This window comes from Salmonella sp. SAL04214, assembly GCF_046550615.1.
GTDB lineage: Bacteria > Pseudomonadota > Gammaproteobacteria > Enterobacterales > Enterobacteriaceae > Salmonella > Salmonella enterica.
Genome location: NZ_JBGDXT010000001.1, coordinates 289,556 through 306,142, shown reverse-complemented (window position 1 = coordinate 306,142; position 16,587 = coordinate 289,556). Strand labels below are relative to the sequence as shown.

Sequence of the window (16,587 nt, the reverse complement as noted above, 5' to 3'; positions counted from 1 at the left end):
GGATAGCCAAACGCCGGGGCCATGACGCGGATTTTTTTATTATGCGTATTCCCCGCATTTATCACCCTGAATTGTTGACGTCCGGTACGCAGATTTCGTTATGCGAAGATGCGGCCAACCATATTGGTCGTGTACTGCGCATGGGACCGGGACAAGCGTTACAGCTGTTTGACGGCAGTAATCAGGTATTCGATGCTGAAATCATTAGCGCCAGTAAGAAAAGCGTTGAAGTGCAAGTGATGAAAGGCGAAATCGACGATCGTGAATCGCCGCTGCATATCCATCTGGGCCAGGTGATGTCGCGCGGTGAAAAAATGGAATTTACTATCCAGAAATCGATCGAACTGGGTGTAAGCCTCATTACGCCACTGTTCTCTGAGCGCTGCGGCGTTAAACTGGATAATGAACGTCTGAACAAAAAGCGCCAGCAGTGGCAAAAGATCGCCATCGCCGCCTGCGAACAATGCGGGCGTAACCGGGTGCCGGAAATTCGCCCGCCGATGGCGCTGGAAGCCTGGTGCGCCGAGCAAGATTCCGGGCTGAAGCTCAATCTTCATCCGCGCGCCCATGCCAGCATCAACACTCTGCCGCTGCCGGTTGAACGCGTCCGACTGCTGATCGGCCCGGAAGGCGGGCTGTCGGCGGACGAAATCGCGATGACCGCGCGCTATCAGTTTACTGATATTCTGTTAGGACCTCGCGTTCTGCGTACTGAGACAACCGCGCTCACCGCCATTACCGCGCTACAGGTGCGTTTTGGCGACTTAGGATGAAGCGTTAACGGAGAAAATAATGATCAAGCTCGGCATCGTGATGGACCCCATCGCACACATCAACATCAAGAAAGACACCAGTTTCGCTATGCTGCTGGAAGCCCAACGTCGTGGTTATGAACTTCATTATATGGAGATGGCCGACCTTTATCTGATTAACGGCGAAGCCCGCGCCCGCACGCGAACGTTGAGCGTGGAGCAAAATTACGATAAATGGTACGAGTTCGGCAGCGAGCAGGAGATTAAACTTGCCGACCTCGACGTTATCCTGATGCGTAAAGATCCGCCGTTTGATACCGAGTTTATTTATGCGACCTATATTCTGGAACGCGCTGAAGAGGAAGGGACGCTGATCGTCAACAAACCGCAAAGCCTGCGCGACTGTAATGAAAAACTGTATACTGCCTGGTTTGCCGACCTGACGCCGGAAACGCTGGTAACGCGCAATAAAGCGCAGCTCAAAGCGTTTTGGGAAAAGCACGGCGATATCATTATGAAACCGCTGGACGGTATGGGCGGCGCGTCCATTTTCCGCGTTAAGGAAGGCGATCCTAACATAGGCGTTATTGCCGAAACGCTGACCGAGCTGGGCAACCGCTACTGCATGGCGCAGAACTATTTGCCCGCGATCAAAGATGGCGATAAGCGCGTACTGGTCGTCGACGGCGAGCCGGTGCCTTACTGCCTGGCGCGTATTCCGCAGGGCGGCGAAACCCGCGGCAACCTGGCGGCTGGTGGTCGCGGCGAACCCCGTCCGTTGAGCGAAAGCGACTGGGAAATCGCCCGCCGCGTTGGGCCAACGCTTAAAGCCAAAGGGCTTATTTTCGTCGGTCTGGATATTATCGGCGACCGCTTAACGGAAATTAACGTGACCAGCCCAACCTGCGTACGTGAAATTGAAGCGGAATACCCGATCTCTATCACCGGGATGTTGATGGACGCCATCGAAGCGCGTCTGGCGAAGTAAACGTTTATTGCCCGGTGGCGTGCGCTTACCGGGCCTGAGCAATCACGCCGCCCCGGTCGGATAAGGCGGCGCATCAGCATCGCCATCCGGCAATCTATTGCCCGATAAGGCCGCCGTCCTTTGGCAAAAGACGGCTTATATGAGTGACAACCGTCCGCTTTCCCCACATACTGAACGCTGTCGTTTTTTTGAACCAGGAAACAGAACCTCTGACAATGAATTTACAGCATCACTTTCTTATTGCCATGCCTGCGCTCCAGGACCCGATTTTCCGCCGTTCCGTGGTGTATATTTGCGAGCACAACCAGGACGGCGCTATGGGGATTATTATTAATAAGCCTTTGGAAAATCTGCAAATTGAAGGGATTCTGGAAAAACTAAAAATTACGCCGGAACCGCGCGATTCGGCAATTCGTCTTGATAAAGCCGTGATGCTCGGCGGCCCGCTGGCGGAAGATCGCGGATTTATTCTCCATACTCCGCCGTCACGTTTCGCCTCCAGCATTCGTATCTCAGACAATACCGTGATTACCACCTCCCGCGATGTGCTGGAAACGTTAGGTACCCAACAACAGCCTTCCGATGTACTGGTCGCGCTGGGCTACGCCTCCTGGGATAAAGGCCAGCTTGAACAAGAGCTGCTTGATAACGCCTGGCTTACCGCGCCCGCCGATCTCAATATTTTGTTCAAAACGCCCATTGCCGAGCGCTGGCGCGAAGCGGCAAAACTTATTGGCATTGATATTCTGACCATGCCTGGCGTTGCGGGGCACGCCTGATGAGCGACACCTTACTGGCCTTTGACTTCGGCACAAAAAGCATCGGCGTTGCAATAGGACAACGCATTACCGGCACCGCCCGTCCGCTTCCGGCAATCAAAGCACAGGACGGCACGCCCGACTGGACGCTCATTGAACGTTTGCTGAAAGAGTGGCAGCCAGACGAAATTATTGTCGGGCTACCGCTTAATATGGATGGCACTGAACAACCGCTGACGGCGCGCGCACGTAAATTCGCCAACCGTATTCATGGGCGTTTCGGGGTAACTGTCACGCTGCACGATGAACGACTCAGCACCGTTGAAGCACGCTCCGGTCTGTTTGAACGAGGTGGGTATCGCGCGCTGAACAAAGGCAAAGTGGACTCGGCCTCCGCCGTGATTATCCTCGAAAGCTATTTTGAACAGGGGTATTAAAGCCGTTTTGTCAGCAGGCGGATAACGCGGTCACGGTTGCCAGGCTTACTGGGCAATAAGCTGGTTTAATGCCTTCAACGCCTGTAAACGCGCAGCCGCCTCCGCCTCATCAATCCGCCACATTCCCGCAAAGGCCAGCGCTGCGGCGTGCTTGCCTAGCGGTTGCGCCATAGAAACTTCACCATCAGCGTGATGCCACAGCACGTATCCCCGCTGGCGCTGCTGCGCCACATGCGGCGCCAGATTACGCCACTGCTCCGGAGTAAAACGCTGCATTAGCGCCTCGTCGCTTTCTGCCGCCAGTAACGCCACTCCTGTTACCGACTGCCAGGCCGGGCACATGCGAAACCCCGCCAGCGCCTGACTTCCCTGCGAACCCGGCGCAGAGTGATAAATATAGATAATCTGGTCTTCCCATAGCACGCCTAATGCCACCACAATGTCTTTGGGCGCATGGCGTTCAAGGATAGGCAACGCATGGGAGAACAGCGCTGAACCACGAATCGCCTGCACCGCCAAAGCATGAATGCCTGGCCCGGGTAAATAGCGTCGGTGCTCATCCTGCATCGTGAGTCCAATAGAGGCCATCGTCATTAACAGGCGATTAACGCGCGTGGTATTAATATCCATCAGCCGGGCAAGCTCGCGACATCCGATAGCACGGTCGCTGGAGACCAGATATTGCAGACAGCGAATGCCATCTATCAGGCTTTGATTCGGTTGTGATGACATCGTTAAATGGCTTCGCTGTGGTTTTAACAAAGCTGCGATTTTAACGCCGGTTCGCCAGGATACAAGCCTGCATGCCGTTCAATCCACCGCGCCAGCCAACACTTTCCTCCCCCCCTACGCCGCCATCTTCGCTACAGTCGTCCCTGCGCCTGACGCCATTGCGCGCTCTGGGCGAATGTCATCATCCCCTGCTGCTGCCCGGTTTGTATCACGTGGGCCAACTGATGGAGTTTGCCTTCACGGATCAAATTCCCTGTGGCTGGCGTATTAATCAGTAATTCAAACAACGCCACGCGCCCATCCTGTCTGTCGACCTCCAGTTTTTGCGATAGTACAGCGCGCAGACTACCCGCCAGTTGACTGCGTACCGGTTCTTTTTCCTGCGCCGGAAAACTATCCACTAATCTTTCCACCGCCTGCGCCGCACCGCGAGTATGCAGGGTTGCCAGTACCAGATGCCCCGTTTCCGCCGCCGTCAGCGCCAGGCGAATGGTCTCGCTGTCACGCAGCTCTCCCAGCAAAATGACATCGGGATCTTCACGCAACGCCGCGCGCAGCCCGGCGGCAAAAGTGGCGCAATGCTGGCCGATTTCCCGCTGCTGTATCAGGCAACGCTTGCTGGTGTAACGGTACTCAATAGGATCTTCCAGCGTCAGGATGTGTTTATCGGCATGTTGATTAAGATGTCCCACCATCGCCGCCAGCGTGGTGGATTTCCCGCAGCCAGTAGCGCCAGTGACCAGAATCAGTCCGTTCTCGCTGGCAAGCAGTGCGGGTACTATCGGCGGCGTCTGGATTTCCGCCAGTTCAGGACAACGCTCGGGCAATAGCCGTAGCGCCAGCGACGTTCCCTGTTGATGTGTGAACGCACTGGCGCGCAGGCGCCGCGTGCCAGACAGCGAGACGGCGAAATCAAGCTGACCGTGCGTTCGCCACTGATATTGTTGCGCGTCATTAAGCCAATCAAGCAGAAGCCTGTCGACATCTGGCGCGGTAAAAGGCGCGATCTCCATGCGTCCTTGTTTGCGCCATCGCGCAGGCCAGGCGTTACACAGGTGTAGATCCGAGACGTTATGCTTTACACTAAGCGTCACAATTTCTTCCATATTCATATAAACATCCTCGGAAAATGAACGATATCGCGCATAACCTGGCATACATCCGGGACAAAATCTCCGCCGCGGCGACGCGTTGCGGCCGCTCTTCAGAAGAAGTTACGTTGCTTGCAGTGAGTAAAACCAAACCTGCGAGCGACATCGCAGAAGCCATTGCCGCCGGACAACGGGCATTTGGTGAAAATTATGTACAAGAGGGGGTGGAAAAAATCCGCCACTTTCAGGAAGCGAAAGTGGAAGGCCTGCACTGGCACTTTATTGGCCCTTTACAGTCCAACAAAAGTCGGCTGGTGGCCGAGCATTTTGACTGGTGTCATACCATCGATCGCCTGCGTATCGCCTCGCGGCTGAGCGAACAGCGCCCGGATAATCTGCCGGCGCTAAATGTTCTGATCCAAATTAATATCAGCGATGAAAACAGCAAATCAGGCATTCCGCTGGCGGAACTGGATGAGCTGGCCGCTGCGGTGGCTACACTGCCGCGTCTGCGGCTTCGCGGACTGATGGCGATCCCGGCGCCAGAGTCAGATTATGTAAGGCAGTTTGAAGTCGCACGTCAAATGGCTGTAGCATTTGCCGGGCTGAAAGCGCGCTACCCTGACGTTGATACCTTATCTCTGGGTATGAGCGACGATATGGAAGCCGCGATTGCGGCAGGTAGCACAATGGTGCGCATCGGCACCGCTATCTTTGGTGCTCGTGATTACACAAAAAATTAAGGAAAACTGAGGAACGCCATGAATACGTTGACCTTCCTGCTCTCAACGGTAATTGAGCTGTATACCATGGTGCTATTATTGCGCGTGTGGATGCAGTGGGCCCGCTGTGACTTTTACAACCCTTTCTCCCAGTTCGTGGTGAAAATTACGCAGCCCATCATCGGACCGCTGCGTCGTATTATCCCGCCAATGGGGCCGATTGACAGCGCTTCCCTGCTGGTGGCGTTTATTCTTAGCGTTATTAAGGCGATAGTGCTGTTTAAGGTAATTACGTTTCAGGCGATTATCTGGATTGCCGCGGTGCTTATCTTGCTTAAAACAATCGGCCTGCTGATCTTCTGGGTGCTGCTGGTCATGGCTATCATGAGCTGGGTGAGCCAGGGTCGTAGCCCGATTGAATATGTATTGATTCAGCTTGCCGAGCCGCTGCTCAGCCCGATTCGCCGTATACTGCCTGCGATGGGCGGCATCGACTTCTCGCCGATGGTTCTGGTGCTGCTACTGTATGTCGTTAATATGGGGATCGCTGAAGTCTTACAAGCGACAGGCAACATGTTGCTGCCGGGGCTGTGGATGGCGTTATGAGTGCTGTGACTCGCTGCGAAGACGGTCTGGTGTTACGGCTTTATATTCAGCCGAAAGCCAGCCGCGACAGTATTGTGGGCTTACATGGCGACGAGGTGAAAGTCGCCATTACCGCCCCGCCGGTTGACGGTCAGGCAAACAGCCATCTGATCAAGTTTCTCGGTAAACAGTTTCGCGTGGCGAAAAGTCAGATCGTCATCGAAAAAGGCGAGCTGGGCCGTCACAAACAAGTAAAAATTATTCACCCGCAACAGATCCCGCCGGAAATTGCGGCGTTAACTGAGTAGGTATTCCATGCAAAAAGTTGTTCTCGCAACCGGCAACGCCGGTAAAGTGCGCGAGCTCGCGTCGCTGTTAAGCGATTTTGGGCTTGATGTGGTAGCGCAAACGGAACTGGGCGTTGACTCCGCGGAAGAAACCGGCCTGACGTTTATTGAAAACGCGATTCTCAAAGCGCGCCATGCCGCTAAAATGACCGGTCTGCCCGCCATTGCCGATGACTCCGGTCTGGCCGTTGACGTTTTAGGCGGCGCGCCGGGTATCTATTCCGCGCGCTATTCTGGCGAAAACGCGACAGATCAGCAAAACCTGGAAAAACTGCTGCATACTCTACGGAATGTTCCGGACGACAAACGCCAGGCGCGATTCCATTGTGTACTGGTTTATTTGCGTCATGCCGAAGATCCCACACCGATAGTCTGTCACGGTAGCTGGCCAGGCGTCATTACTCGCCAGGCGGCCGGAAATGGCGGATTTGGCTATGATCCTATTTTCTTCGTACCGTCTGAAGGCAAAACCGCCGCAGAACTGACCCGTGAAGAAAAAAGCGCGATTTCCCACCGAGGACAAGCGCTCAAGCTGCTGCTGGATGCGTTACGCAATGGCTAAACTACCGCCGCTCAGTCTTTATATTCATATTCCCTGGTGTGTACAAAAATGTCCATATTGCGACTTCAATTCCCATGCGTTGAAGGGCGAGGTGCCGCATGACGACTACGTCCAGCATCTGTTAAGCGATCTGGATGCTGACGTCGCCTGGGCGCAAGGGCGTGAAGTAAAGACCATTTTTATTGGCGGCGGTACGCCAAGCCTGCTTTCCGGGCCGGCGATGCAAACGCTGCTGGACGGCATGCGTGCGCGCCTGAATCTGGCGGCGGATGCGGAAATTACCATGGAAGCGAACCCCGGCACGGTCGAAGCCGACCGCTTCATCGACTATCAGCGCGCCGGCGTAAACCGGATCTCCATTGGCGTGCAGAGCTTTAGTGAGCCTAAGCTGAAACGTCTTGGCCGTATTCACGGTCCACAAGAGGCGATGCGGGCAGCAATACTGGCAAATGGGCTTGGGCTACGCAGCTTTAACCTCGACTTGATGCATGGATTGCCGGACCAAACGCTGGAAGAGGCGCTGAATGATTTGCGACAGGCGATTGCGCTTAATCCGCCGCATCTCTCATGGTATCAATTGACGATTGAACCCAACACTCTGTTCGGTTCGCGTCCGCCGGTTTTACCGGACGATGACGCGCTGTGGGATATCTTTGAGCAGGGCCACCAGTTATTAACCGCCGCGGGCTATCAGCAATACGAAACGTCGGCCTATGCCAAACCCGGTTATCAGTGCCAGCATAATCTGAACTACTGGCGCTTTGGCGACTATCTGGGGATTGGCTGCGGCGCCCACGGTAAAGTCACCTTCCCGGGCGGCAGGATCCTGCGCACCACCAAAACCCGTCACCCACGCGGTTATATGCAGGGACGTTACCTGGAAAGCCAGCGTGACGTGAGTGATGACGATAAACCCTTTGAGTTCTTTATGAATCGTTTTCGGTTGCTGGAGCGCGCGCCTCGCGCCGAATTTGTCGACTACACCGGGCTTACGGAAGCGGTTATTCGTCAGCCAATCGACGAGGCTATTGCCCAGGGCTACCTGACCGAATGCGAGCAATACTGGCAGATTACCCGGCACGGTAAACTGTTTTTAAACTCTCTTCTTGAGTTGTTTCTCGCGGAATAACAAGGATAAGTCTGTCGCGCCAGCGGGTAAAATACCTGATGGCGCGACGCTTACCGACCTGTGGCGGTTAATGCGCCGCCGGCAAGCGCATTATTTAATAACCCCTTTACGACGCAAATCGTCCGTATCTTTTTTCCAGCGCTCGTAACCGTCATTAATATCCATAATTTTCACACGGATATCACTCTGTTGCATCTGAAGTTTCTGTACCGCTATATTCAGCGGATATTGTCCTTTCTCTAACGTTATCCAGTCATTCTGCGCTTTTCGACGCAGCTCTTCTGATTTCAAAAATACCTGCCGCCGTTGCTCGTGTATGTCTAAATCTCTTTTCTGCTGAATAGCCGCTTCATTGCACGGCTCACTCTGCTTACGGCACGCGTCTAATGCCGGTTGATAGACCTCTTTTTCGTATTTCTCGGCATATACGCTGCTATCGTTGGCTTTTACATAATCATCGCGCTCTTTTAACGTCTTTTTAAACGCCTCGGCGCGGGTCAACGGTTTCCCATCAGCGCCTTTTCCCCAATACGCGTCCGCTTCTTTTTTAGCTACCGCTATTTTCTTATCCAGGGCAGAGAGTTGTTCTTCAAGACCGGGGATCGACGCTTTCTGCGCACGCCAGGAGGCTTCAATGTTGCCAAACCGATAGTTAAAGTCATCACTGTTGACGATCAGGTATTTATCATTCGTTTTAATGTCGTCAATAGCCCGGCCCTGATCGCTGGCTGCCATTTGTAATGAGTAATAGCTCACCGTCCAGCCAGAGGCTGGCGTCCCTTTGCTGGTTAACATGGCAGAAAATTTAACGGGACGATCTTTGGTCCAGGTTTTTTCAACAAAATAATAATCCGCCGCCATACCAACGCCGGTATACATATCTTCACGGGAAGAAATATCCCCTTCGGCAGACCAGGTGGCCTGATTGCCCGTCGAATCAAGATTTTTTAAGGTAATGGAATCCAGTTTAAGTATGCCGTGGTACTGCTTACTAAACTGTTCTTTTAAGATGTTATCGGAGGGTTGAGCAACCTCTGCCCAACTATAGCCTGAAATCAGGGCAAACAGCGCTGCGCCAGCAATCCATTGTCGAACCACTTGTGGACCTCCCGTCCAGAGACATGACGCCCACGATTATCATAACCAGGATGATAATTAGCAAGATAATAGTGTTGGTTGTGCGAGAGGTCTTCCAAAGATGGCCCCGGCCTTCCGACCGGGGCATTATCTTTAATACTGATTGAACATCGTCTGGATCTGTTTTGGATCTTTAGTCTGGGTTAACGCCAGTTGCAGTAAGACACGCGCTTTTTGCGGGTTCAGCGTGCCAGAGGCGACAAAGCCGTATTTTGCATCGTCAACTTCCGCATCCTGCGTGGTTGCGCCAGTCGGCACACGTGAAGAACGCACCACTACCGTACCGTTGTGCGCGGCGGTCGCCAGGGTATCAAAGACCGTTTTATACAGGTTGCCGTTACCCACGCCTGCGCTCACGATCCCGTCATAACCCGCGTCTACCAGCGCTTTTGCCGGCAGATCGGACGCATTCGCATAGTTATAAACGATACCGACTTTCGGCAACGCGGTCAGCTTCGACACGTCGAACGGGGTGGAGGTGGTATGTTTACGCTCTGGCGTACGCTGGTAGTCAATTTTACCGTTGTGGATATAACCCAGCGGGCCATAGTTAACCGCTTTAAACGTCGCCACGTCAGTCGTATTGGTCTTAGTGACGTCGCGTCCGTCCATGACGGTATCATTCATTACCACCAGCACGCCGCGGTTGGCAGACTGTTTATCAGCCGCTGTTACTACCGCATTATAGAGGTTGAACGGGCCATCTGCGCTCATTGACGTGGAAGGACGCATCGCGCCGACCAGTACCACCGGTTTATTGCATTTCACGGTCAGATCGAGGAAATAAGCGGTCTCTTCCATCGTATCAGTACCGTGGGTGATCACGAAACCGTCGGTGCTGTCGCACTCGGTATTGATTTTTTTCGCCAGCGTGAGCCAGACTTCATCGTTCATATCCTGCGAGCCAATGTTAACGACCTGCTCGCCTTTCACTACCGCAATGTCCTTCAATTGAGGAACGGCATCCACCAGATTTTCGACGCCAACTTTACCTGCCGTATAATTTGATTTTGTTGCTGAATCACCGCCGCCAGCGATCGTTCCGCCGGTCGCTAAGATGGTGATATTCGGTAAAGCGAACGCTGCGCCGCTGAAACCCATTACCAGAGCAGCTAATGCCGTTTTCCTGAAAAACTCCATGTTATATCTCCAGTTATGTCAACTGGTCGCATTATCCCTATATTGCAGACGAATAATGTGATGTCATACGATTAACCAGCGATATATATCCAACAGAGAGTATTTTTTAGAGATGGATAACAAAATGCAGGAAAAAACAGAATAAAAAGGCGCAGATACGATCTACGCCATTGTTTAAAAAGGAAAGATTACTTCAGGCTGCCAACCAGCGCTTTGCGGCTATCTTCTAAGGTCACTACGCGGCTACAGACATCTTTGCCAAACTGCTGGAAATCTTTCTCCTGGTTTTTCCATTCGTTCTGGATAGCGGTTTGCAAACCACCGAGGCTGCCCATCACGCCCTGTAAAGGATTGCCGCCGCCTTTAAGCACCGCTTTGGCGCCCATTTCGTTAATGCTGTCCTGCAAAATACCGCCCATCGCCTGATTCACCAACTGCTGACCGTCGGCACGCACCTGGTCGATAGCCTTATAGTGGAACGTCAGGCCGTCCGTACGATGTTCGATAATGCGGTTCATTTGCGCTTTTAATTGCGCATCAAGCTTCGTCAGACGGCTACGCATGTTGCTGCTTTCGCCCACCTCTTTAGCGATGATTTTATCCAGCGCCACGCGGCCTTTTTCGACGCGCGATCGGGCGCCCTCATCAATCCACGGCAGCGCGCTTCGCAGCTCCGCCTGGTAATCTTTCGCTTGCTCGCGCTGCGCGGCGCTAAGGGTGTACTGCTTACCGTTGTACATCACATTGCCGTCCGGCGTGATCACCAGGTTGCCGTTTTCACCTTTCACCTGCACCGTTTGTGGACTCAGGATCACATCGTCACGCGGCGTGACGCTGCATTTGTAATCTGCATGAGCGGCCATCGCCGTAAACGTTAGCACTGCCGCCAGCAGCGTTTTGCGCATCATAACTTTCCCTCAAGACAAAGCGGGCCGGCATTTGCCGACCCTGTACTCATTAGTCCCACCAAACGTCGAAAAGTTCGCTGGTTCGGACTTCTTCAAGGTTGCGCGCTTCCAGCCACTTACGCACAATCGCCTGATGTTCTTCGGTACATTTACCGATTTCCTGCATACAAATCAGCCCTTCCCAGGCCAGGTAGCCGCTGCCGTCAAACGCCAGTTTATTAGGCTCAATAACGTCATTAATAAAGTCATCGACAGTCTTATCGATCTGCTCTTCAGATGTACCTTCCGGAAAACGCCATGCCACCGAAAATCCTAATTCCTGGAATTCGTCAATGTGCATTTTTTTACGCAGACGACGACTACGGTTCTTTGCCATTATTTCACCCTCTCGAACATTAAGTCCCATACGCCATGACCAAGACGATGGCCACGTTGTTCAAATTTCGTTACCGGGCGCGATTCCGGGCGCGGTACATAATCATTGCTCTCTGACAGATTTTTGTACCCGTCGATAGAAGACATGACTTCAAGCATGTGTTCCGCATACGCTTCCCAGTCGGTCGCCATATGGAAAACGCCGCCCAATTTCAGCTTGCTCAATACCAGTTCAGCAAACGGCACCTGAACGATACGGCGTTTATTATGACGCGCTTTATGCCACGGGTCAGGGAAAAAGAGCTGAACCATCGATAAAGAATTGTCAGGAATCATTGTATGCAACACTTCTACCGCGTCGTGGCACATGACGCGCAGGTTTTCAACGCCCTCTTCATGAGCGGACGCCAGACACGCGCCGACACCGGGTGAATGCACTTCAATGCCGAGGAAATTCTGCTCCGGGCGCGCTTTCGCCATCGCCACGAGAGACGCCCCCATGCCAAAACCAATCTCCAGCGTCACCGGCGCTTCGCGACTAAACAACGTGGCGAAATCTACCGGCGCTTCGCTGAACTCGACGCCCATCACCGGCCAGTAGTTTTCCAGCGCGTGCTCTTGCCCCTTTGTCAGTCGCCCCTGGCGACGAACAAAACTACGAATACGGCGCAGCGGGCGACCGTTTTCATCAAATTCCGGTGAAATGACGTCGTTTTTCATAAAAGTGTAGTCTGCTGTGTTTGAGTTCTGAAAACGGGCATTATCCAAAGTTAGTTGCCGGATGCAAGCATGAAGCGCACTGCGGAAAGTTCCGGTTTACACCCTGCGGCCTCTGTGCTGCAATCTTGCCCCCGGCAATAATGAATGAGTTTCCATGCAAGCGTCTCAATTTTCAGCCCAGATTCTGGACTGGTACGACAAATACGGGCGGAAAACGCTGCCCTGGCAAATTAACAAGACGCCTTACAAAGTATGGCTCTCGGAAGTCATGTTGCAACAAACGCAGGTGACGACGGTGATTCCTTACTTTGAGCGATTTATGGCGCGCTTTCCCACGGTAACGGATTTAGCGAATGCGCCGCTGGATGAAGTGCTCCATTTATGGACCGGGCTCGGCTATTACGCCCGCGCGCGTAATTTGCATAAAGCGGCGCAACAGGTGGCGACGCTTCACGGTGGAGAATTCCCGCAAACTTTTGCCGAAATCGCCGCGCTACCCGGCGTCGGGCGTTCAACCGCCGGCGCAATTCTCTCCCTCGCGTTAGGTAAACATTATCCGATTCTTGATGGAAACGTTAAACGTGTGCTGGCTCGCTGTTATGCTGTTAGCGGCTGGCCTGGAAAAAAAGAGGTGGAGAATACGCTGTGGACGTTGAGCGAGCAAGTGACGCCCGCACGCGGCGTGGAGCGTTTTAATCAGGCGATGATGGATCTGGGCGCGATGGTTTGTACGCGTTCAAAACCAAAGTGCACCCTGTGTCCGCTGCAAAACGGTTGTATCGCCGCTGCGCATGAAAGCTGGTCACGCTATCCGGGCAAGAAACCGAAACAGACGTTGCCGGAGCGGACAGGTTACTTTTTATTGTTACAGCATAATCAGGAGATTTTCCTGGCGCAGCGTCCTCCCAGCGGTTTATGGGGCGGACTCTACTGCTTTCCGCAGTTCGCCAGAGAAGATGAATTACGTGAATGGCTGGCGCAACGGCATGTTAACGCTGATAATTTGACCCAGCTTAATGCGTTTCGCCACACATTTAGCCATTTCCATCTGGATATTGTGCCTATGTGGCTTCCCGTGTCGTCACTGGACGCCTGCATGGATGAAGGCAGCGCGCTCTGGTATAACTTAGCGCAACCGCCGTCAGTCGGACTGGCGGCCCCCGTGGAGCGCTTGTTACAGCAGTTACGTACCGGAGCGCCAGTTTAACGCCCCGGTCGATGAAGAGGATGACTTATGAGCAGAACGATTTTTTGTACTTACCTGCAACGCGACGCTGAAGGGCAAGATTTTCAGCTCTACCCTGGCGAACTGGGAAAACGTATCTATAACGAGATCTCTAAGGACGCGTGGGCGCAGTGGCAGCATAAGCAGACCATGTTGATTAACGAGAAAAAGCTCAACATGATGAACGCCGAGCACCGTAAGCTGCTGGAACAGGAGATGGTGAGCTTCCTGTTCGAAGGCAAAGACGTTCATATCGAAGGTTATACGCCGGAAGATAAAAAATAGGCCCGTTGCTGAATGACGCTGCGCTTATTCGGCCTGTGAGTTATGCCGGATAAGCCCTTAGCGCCGCTGCCCGGCAACATGGCATAACGACAACACAACATGCACTCCCGGAATGATGAAAAAATTACTCGCGCTTGCTGTTATTGCGCCGTTGCTCATCTCCTGCTCCAGTTCGACCAAAAAAGGCGAGACGTATAATGAAGCCTGGGTCAAGGATACCAACGGCTTTGATATTTTGATGGGGCAATTTGCCAACAATATTGAAAATCTGTGGGGATATAAGGAAGTCCTGATTGCCGGGCCGAAAGACTACGTCAAATATACCGATCAGTTCCAGACCCGTAGCCACATCAACTTTGATGATGGGACCATTACCGTTGAAACCATCGCCGGGACGGAACCTACCGCACATCTGCGCCGGGCCATTATTAAAACGTTGCTCATGGGTGACGACCCAACCTCCGTCGATCTTTACTCCGATGTCGATGACATAAAAATTTCTAAAGAACCCTTCCTGTATGGTCAGGTCCTCGACAATACCGGCCAGCCTATTCGCTGGGAAGGCCGCGCCACGACATTCGCGGATTACTTGCTGAAAACGCGGCTCAAAAGCCGCAGTAACGGCCTGCGTATTATTTACAGCGTCACCATTAATCTGGTGCCGAACCACCTTGATAAACGCGCGCATAAATACATTGGCATGGTACGCCAGGCCTCCCGTAAATACGGCGTTGACGAGTCGCTGATTCTGGCGATTATGCAAACGGAGTCCTCGTTTAACCCGTATGCGGTCAGCCACGCGGATGCGCTGGGCCTGATGCAGGTGGTGCAACACAGCGCCGGGAAAGATGTTTTCCGTTCTCAGGGTAAGTCCGGCACGCCAAGCCGTAACTTCCTGTTCGACCCCGCCAGCAACATCGATACCGGCACAGCGTATCTGGCAATGTTGAATAATGTCTATCTGAGCGGTATTGAGAATCCGACGTCGCGGCGCTATGCGGTCATTACTGCCTACAATGGCGGCGCAGGCAGCGTATTACGCGTATTCTCGAACGATAAGATTCAAGCCGCGAATATGATTAACCGCATGTCGCCGGGGGATGTGTACCAGATATTAACCACCCGACATCCATCTGCGGAGTCGCGCCGCTATCTGTATAAGGTGAATTCCGCCCAGCGATCGTATCGCCGCCGATAAACCATCGCATCCCGCCTCTGGCTGGCAAATGACAGAGGCGGGAAAGGTAAAAGTGTTAACTCCGTCACCCTTTTGCTTTGCAATCAGAAATTGTTTGCAAATATTTGTCACAGGTAACAAAAAAATGCCCGCCTCTCATTGATAGAATCACACCAAATCACAACGGCAAATGTGCCTTTTAAAACATTCATCCGCTCTCAGGTGTGAGGAAATTAACATGAATCTTAAGCTGCAGCTTAAAATACTCTCTTTTCTGCAGTTCTGTCTGTGGGGAAGCTGGCTCACTACCCTGGGCTCGTATATGTTCGTCACCTTAAAATTTGACGGCGCATCTATTGGCGCAGTTTATAGTTCACTGGGGATTGCCGCCGTCTTTATGCCGACCTTGTTAGGCATTGTGGCTGACAAATGGCTGAGCGCGAAATGGGTCTATGCCCTGTGTCATGTCGTCGGCGCCATCACGCTATTCATGGCCGCGGAAGTCACTACGCCTGGGGCGATGTTCTTTGTGATCCTGCTTAACTCGTTGGCCTATATGCCGACGTTGGGCTTGATCAATACCATATCGTATTACCGCCTGCAGTCTGCCGGCATGGATATTGTGACTGACTTCCCGCCTATCCGTATCTGGGGCACCATTGGCTTTATTCTGGCGATGTGGGGCGTGAGTTTCTCCGGTTTCGAGCTGAGCCATATGCAGCTTTATATCGGCGCGACGCTTTCCGTTCTGCTGGTACTGTTTACCTTTACCCTGCCGCACATTCCGGTGGCGAACCAACAGAAAAACCAGAGCTGGACATCAATGCTGGGCCTTGACGCTTTTGCGCTGTTTAAAAATAAGCGGATGGCGATTTTCTTCATCTTCTCCATGATGCTGGGCGCGGAACTGCAGATCACCAACATGTTTGGCAACACCTTCCTGCATAGCTTTGATAAAGATCCGCTATTCGCCAGTAGCTTTATCGTGCAGCACGCCTCGGTGATGATGTCGATTTCGCAGATTTCTGAAACGTTATTCATCCTGACCATTCCGTTCTTCCTGAGCCGTTATGGTATTAAGAACGTTATGCTTATCAGTATTGTGGCGTGGATGCTGCGTTTCGGCCTGTTCGCTTATGGCGACCCGACGCCGTTCGGTACCGTTCTGCTGGTATTGTCGATGATTGTGTACGGCTGCGCCTTCGATTTCTTCAACATTTCTGGCTCGGTGTTTGTCGAAAAAGAAGTACGTCCGGAAATCCGCGCCAGCGCGCAGGGGATGTTCCTGATGATGACCAATGGCTTCGGCTGTATCCTGGGCGGCATTGTGAGCGGTAAAGTGGTGGAGTATTACACTCAAAACGGCATTACCGACTGGCAGACCGTGTGGCTCATCTTCGCAGGCTACTCGCTGGTGCTGGCCTTCGCGTTCGTAGCCTTGTTCAAATACAAACACGTTCGCGTTCCGGCGGGTTCTCAACCCGTTGCACATTAATCCTTGCCCTGTTTCGCAGGCC

20 protein-coding genes are annotated in these 16,587 nt (G+C 53.0%); 13 read left to right on the top strand and 7 right to left on the bottom strand.

Annotation, left to right across the window (positions count from 1 at the left end; translation table 11 throughout):
• The first annotated feature begins 41 nt into the window (after positions 1 to 41).
• The 4 genes from rsmE (at position 42) to ruvX (ending at position 2,935) form a co-directional block, all read left to right on the top strand.
• Positions 42 to 773 carry a 16S rRNA (uracil(1498)-N(3))-methyltransferase gene (gene rsmE, locus ACLJQD_RS01520; RefSeq protein WP_001222488.1) on the top strand — a complete coding sequence of 244 codons (732 nt, stop codon included), beginning with the start codon at positions 42 to 44 and terminating at the stop codon, positions 771 to 773.
• 19 nt (positions 774 to 792) lie between these two features.
• Positions 793 to 1,740, top strand: a complete 948-nt coding sequence (gene gshB, locus ACLJQD_RS01515; RefSeq protein WP_000593248.1) for a glutathione synthase — start codon at positions 793 to 795, stop codon at positions 1,738 to 1,740.
• A gap of 215 nt (positions 1,741 to 1,955) precedes the next feature.
• The gene (locus tag ACLJQD_RS01510) at positions 1,956 to 2,519 is read left to right on the top strand and encodes a YqgE/AlgH family protein (protein ID WP_001053167.1); all 564 of its coding nucleotides are present in this window, start codon (positions 1,956 to 1,958) and stop codon (positions 2,517 to 2,519) included.
• A complete protein-coding gene (gene ruvX / locus ACLJQD_RS01505) occupies positions 2,519 to 2,935 on the top strand; it encodes a Holliday junction resolvase RuvX (RefSeq protein WP_001285491.1) in 417 nt (138 codons plus the stop codon). The genes ACLJQD_RS01510 and ruvX overlap by 1 nt, the downstream gene beginning before the upstream one ends.
• 45 nt (positions 2,936 to 2,980) lie before the next feature.
• Here ruvX and ACLJQD_RS01500 read toward each other — a convergent pair whose 3' ends face one another.
• Positions 2,981 to 3,667, bottom strand: coding sequence for an IclR family transcriptional regulator (locus ACLJQD_RS01500; RefSeq protein ID WP_017441080.1), 687 nt, complete (start codon positions 3,665 to 3,667; stop codon positions 2,981 to 2,983).
• A gap of 131 nt (positions 3,668 to 3,798) precedes the next feature.
• Positions 3,799 to 4,779: a type IV pilus twitching motility protein PilT gene (locus tag ACLJQD_RS01495; protein WP_001650641.1), complete on the bottom strand. Its 981-nt coding sequence runs from the start codon at positions 4,777 to 4,779 to the stop codon at positions 3,799 to 3,801.
• 17 nt (positions 4,780 to 4,796) lie between these two features.
• Between ACLJQD_RS01495 and ACLJQD_RS01490 the strand changes: the two genes are divergently transcribed.
• From ACLJQD_RS01490 to hemW, 5 genes are read left to right on the top strand one after another with little or no spacing between them, the layout of a single operon-like run.
• Entirely contained in the window at positions 4,797 to 5,501 is a 705-nt protein-coding gene (locus ACLJQD_RS01490; RefSeq protein ID WP_000997812.1) for a YggS family pyridoxal phosphate-dependent enzyme, read from the top strand.
• A gap of 18 nt (positions 5,502 to 5,519) precedes the next feature.
• On the top strand, positions 5,520 to 6,086 hold the full coding sequence (locus ACLJQD_RS01485; protein ID WP_001094848.1) for a YggT family protein: 567 nt from the start codon (positions 5,520 to 5,522) through the stop codon (positions 6,084 to 6,086).
• Positions 6,083 to 6,373: a DUF167 family protein YggU gene (yggU, locus tag ACLJQD_RS01480; protein ID WP_001277203.1), complete on the top strand. Its 291-nt coding sequence runs from the start codon at positions 6,083 to 6,085 to the stop codon at positions 6,371 to 6,373. Before ACLJQD_RS01485 ends, yggU begins: the two co-directional genes overlap by 4 nt.
• Before the next feature lie 7 nt (positions 6,374 to 6,380).
• Entirely contained in the window at positions 6,381 to 6,974 is a 594-nt protein-coding gene (locus ACLJQD_RS01475) for an XTP/dITP diphosphatase (RefSeq protein WP_017441079.1), read from the top strand.
• Positions 6,967 to 8,103: a radical SAM family heme chaperone HemW gene (hemW, locus tag ACLJQD_RS01470; RefSeq protein WP_017441078.1), complete on the top strand. Its 1,137-nt coding sequence runs from the start codon at positions 6,967 to 6,969 to the stop codon at positions 8,101 to 8,103. Before ACLJQD_RS01475 ends, hemW begins: the two co-directional genes overlap by 8 nt.
• Positions 8,104 to 8,193: 90 nt before the next feature.
• On the opposite strand, the gene ACLJQD_RS01465 is transcribed toward hemW, so the two are convergent.
• The 5 genes from ACLJQD_RS01465 to trmB form a co-directional block, all read right to left on the bottom strand.
• Positions 8,194 to 9,201, bottom strand: coding sequence for a DUF1202 domain-containing protein (locus ACLJQD_RS01465; RefSeq protein WP_000252200.1), 1,008 nt, complete (start codon positions 9,199 to 9,201; stop codon positions 8,194 to 8,196).
• Positions 9,202 to 9,333: 132 nt separating this feature from the next.
• Positions 9,334 to 10,380 (bottom strand): L-asparaginase 2, encoded by a 1,047-nt coding sequence (ansB, locus tag ACLJQD_RS01460; RefSeq protein WP_000394189.1) that lies wholly within the window; start codon positions 10,378 to 10,380, stop codon positions 9,334 to 9,336.
• Between the two features lie 188 nt (positions 10,381 to 10,568).
• On the bottom strand, positions 10,569 to 11,288 hold the full coding sequence (locus ACLJQD_RS01455; protein WP_000984827.1) for a DUF2884 domain-containing protein: 720 nt from the start codon (positions 11,286 to 11,288) through the stop codon (positions 10,569 to 10,571).
• A gap of 49 nt (positions 11,289 to 11,337) precedes the next feature.
• Positions 11,338 to 11,664 carry a YggL family protein gene (locus tag ACLJQD_RS01450; RefSeq protein ID WP_001107559.1) on the bottom strand — a complete coding sequence of 109 codons (327 nt, stop codon included), beginning with the start codon at positions 11,662 to 11,664 and terminating at the stop codon, positions 11,338 to 11,340.
• A complete protein-coding gene (gene trmB, locus ACLJQD_RS01445) occupies positions 11,664 to 12,383 on the bottom strand; it encodes a tRNA (guanosine(46)-N7)-methyltransferase TrmB (protein WP_017441077.1) in 720 nt (239 codons plus the stop codon). The genes ACLJQD_RS01450 and trmB overlap by 1 nt, the downstream gene beginning before the upstream one ends.
• A gap of 154 nt (positions 12,384 to 12,537) precedes the next feature.
• Here trmB and mutY point away from each other — a divergent pair, with 154 nt between their 5' ends.
• The 4 genes from mutY (at position 12,538) to ACLJQD_RS01425 (ending at position 16,565) form a co-directional block, all read left to right on the top strand.
• A complete protein-coding gene (mutY, locus tag ACLJQD_RS01440) occupies positions 12,538 to 13,590 on the top strand; it encodes an A/G-specific adenine glycosylase (RefSeq protein WP_017441076.1) in 1,053 nt (350 codons plus the stop codon).
• Positions 13,591 to 13,617: 27 nt separating this feature from the next.
• Positions 13,618 to 13,893, top strand: a complete 276-nt coding sequence (locus ACLJQD_RS01435) for an oxidative damage protection protein (protein ID WP_000091706.1) — start codon at positions 13,618 to 13,620, stop codon at positions 13,891 to 13,893.
• Positions 13,894 to 14,005: 112 nt separating this feature from the next.
• Entirely contained in the window at positions 14,006 to 15,091 is a 1,086-nt protein-coding gene (mltC, locus tag ACLJQD_RS01430; RefSeq protein WP_000976289.1) for a membrane-bound lytic murein transglycosylase MltC, read from the top strand.
• A gap of 217 nt (positions 15,092 to 15,308) precedes the next feature.
• On the top strand, positions 15,309 to 16,565 hold the full coding sequence (locus tag ACLJQD_RS01425; RefSeq protein WP_001049803.1) for a nucleoside permease: 1,257 nt from the start codon (positions 15,309 to 15,311) through the stop codon (positions 16,563 to 16,565).
• Positions 16,566 to 16,587: the final 22 nt, after the last annotated feature.

What these genes read in the sequence shown, in the direction of transcription:
- rsmE (WP_001222488.1), top strand. Translation starts at nt 42, where the DNA reads ATGCGTATTCCCCGCATTTATCACCCTGAATTGTTGACGTCCGGTACG.
- gshB (WP_000593248.1), top strand. Translation starts at nt 793, where the DNA reads ATGATCAAGCTCGGCATCGTGATGGACCCCATCGCACACATCAACATC.
- ACLJQD_RS01510 (WP_001053167.1), top strand. Translation starts at nt 1,956, where the DNA reads ATGAATTTACAGCATCACTTTCTTATTGCCATGCCTGCGCTCCAGGAC.
- ruvX (WP_001285491.1), top strand. Translation starts at nt 2,519, where the DNA reads ATGAGCGACACCTTACTGGCCTTTGACTTCGGCACAAAAAGCATCGGC.
- ACLJQD_RS01500 (WP_017441080.1), bottom strand. Translation starts at nt 3,667, where the DNA reads ATGTCATCACAACCGAATCAAAGCCTGATAGATGGCATTCGCTGTCTG.
- ACLJQD_RS01495 (WP_001650641.1), bottom strand. Translation starts at nt 4,779, where the DNA reads ATGAATATGGAAGAAATTGTGACGCTTAGTGTAAAGCATAACGTCTCG.
- ACLJQD_RS01490 (WP_000997812.1), top strand. Translation starts at nt 4,797, where the DNA reads ATGAACGATATCGCGCATAACCTGGCATACATCCGGGACAAAATCTCC.
- ACLJQD_RS01485 (WP_001094848.1), top strand. Translation starts at nt 5,520, where the DNA reads ATGAATACGTTGACCTTCCTGCTCTCAACGGTAATTGAGCTGTATACC.
- yggU (WP_001277203.1), top strand. Translation starts at nt 6,083, where the DNA reads ATGAGTGCTGTGACTCGCTGCGAAGACGGTCTGGTGTTACGGCTTTAT.
- ACLJQD_RS01475 (WP_017441079.1), top strand. Translation starts at nt 6,381, where the DNA reads ATGCAAAAAGTTGTTCTCGCAACCGGCAACGCCGGTAAAGTGCGCGAG.
- hemW (WP_017441078.1), top strand. Translation starts at nt 6,967, where the DNA reads ATGGCTAAACTACCGCCGCTCAGTCTTTATATTCATATTCCCTGGTGT.
- ansB (WP_000394189.1), bottom strand. Translation starts at nt 10,380, where the DNA reads ATGGAGTTTTTCAGGAAAACGGCATTAGCTGCTCTGGTAATGGGTTTC.
- ACLJQD_RS01455 (WP_000984827.1), bottom strand. Translation starts at nt 11,288, where the DNA reads ATGATGCGCAAAACGCTGCTGGCGGCAGTGCTAACGTTTACGGCGATG.
- ACLJQD_RS01450 (WP_001107559.1), bottom strand. Translation starts at nt 11,664, where the DNA reads ATGGCAAAGAACCGTAGTCGTCGTCTGCGTAAAAAAATGCACATTGAC.
- trmB (WP_017441077.1), bottom strand. Translation starts at nt 12,383, where the DNA reads ATGAAAAACGACGTCATTTCACCGGAATTTGATGAAAACGGTCGCCCG.
- mutY (WP_017441076.1), top strand. Translation starts at nt 12,538, where the DNA reads ATGCAAGCGTCTCAATTTTCAGCCCAGATTCTGGACTGGTACGACAAA.
- ACLJQD_RS01435 (WP_000091706.1), top strand. Translation starts at nt 13,618, where the DNA reads ATGAGCAGAACGATTTTTTGTACTTACCTGCAACGCGACGCTGAAGGG.
- mltC (WP_000976289.1), top strand. Translation starts at nt 14,006, where the DNA reads ATGATGAAAAAATTACTCGCGCTTGCTGTTATTGCGCCGTTGCTCATC.
- ACLJQD_RS01425 (WP_001049803.1), top strand. Translation starts at nt 15,309, where the DNA reads ATGAATCTTAAGCTGCAGCTTAAAATACTCTCTTTTCTGCAGTTCTGT.